This window comes from Pseudomonas sp. R11F, assembly GCF_050312575.1.
Classification (GTDB): domain Bacteria; phylum Pseudomonadota; class Gammaproteobacteria; order Pseudomonadales; family Pseudomonadaceae; genus Aquipseudomonas; species Aquipseudomonas palleroniana.
Genome location: NZ_JBNPJU010000086.1, coordinates 1 through 1085 on the forward strand (window position 1 = coordinate 1; position 1085 = coordinate 1085).

Below are 1085 nucleotides of genomic sequence, written 5' to 3' on the forward strand. Positions count from 1 at the left end.
ACGCCTTTGATGGCGGTGGTGACGGTCTGGTCGCCTTTGTAGACGTCGTTCGGCGCCACGGTGGTGACGGTGCCGCTGGATTGGTTCACACCGATGGTGATGGTTTTACCGTTATCCAGGGTGACGGTCAGCGGGTTGGTGATGTTAGTTACCGGCGCGCCGTTTTTATCCACAAGGCTGGCGGTGTAGACGATGTTGCCGCCTTCACCGACGGTGTTGGTGGCCGTCAGTACCACATCGACTTTGTCGATGGTGTCGTTGATCGTGGTGGTCGCGCCGTTGCCTGCAACTTCCAGCTTCTCGAAGTTACCGCCGGTGGCGTCAGTGATCTTGACGGTCTGGGTGCTCTTATCGATGAACACGTCATCGCTAGGTGCAGGAACGGTCACAGTGCCGACGGTATCGCCAGCCTTGATGGTGATGGTGGAACCGTTGTCGAGTTTCAGCGTGACGTCAGTACCCGCTTTGTTAGAAAGCGTGGCGGTGTACGTAATCTGACCACCTTCATTAACTGCGCTTGGCGCGGTCAGGGTCACGGTGGTGGTGTCCGCAGTGCCCGGAGTATCGGTAACGGTGGTGTTCACCGGCGTAGTGCCCGGCACCAGGTTCTCGAAGTGCTCGCCGCCAGTGACGCCTTTGATAGCGGTGGTGACGGTTTGATCGCCCTTATAGACGTCGTTCGGAGCGACTACCGAGACGGAACCGCTGGATTGGTTCACACCAATGGTGATGGTTTGGCCGTTATCCAGGGTGACCGTTAGCGGATTGGTGATGTTGGTCACCGGTGTGCCGTTCTTATCCACAAGGCTGGCGGTGTAGACGATGTTGCCGCCTTCGCCAACGGTGTTGGTGGCCGTCAGTACAACATCGACCTTGTCGATAGTGTCGTTGATAGTCGTTGTCGCGCCGTTACCTGCAACTTCCAATTTCTCGAAGTTGCCGCCGGTAGCGTCAGTGATCTTGACGGTCTGGGTGCTCTTATCGATGAACACGTCATCGCTTGGCGCAGGGACGGTCACGGTGCCGACGGTGTCTCCGGCCTTGATGGTAATGGTCGAACCGTTATCCAACTTCAGGGTGACGTC

At 57.5% G+C, this 1085-nt stretch carries 1 protein-coding gene; it reads right to left on the minus strand.

Annotation, left to right across the window (positions count from 1 at the left end; all coding sequences use genetic code 11):
• Positions 1-1085, minus strand: a 1085-nt coding sequence (locus tag ACQRBV_RS27520; protein ID WP_427877933.1) for an immunoglobulin-like domain-containing protein, incomplete at both ends; no start/stop codon positions are given.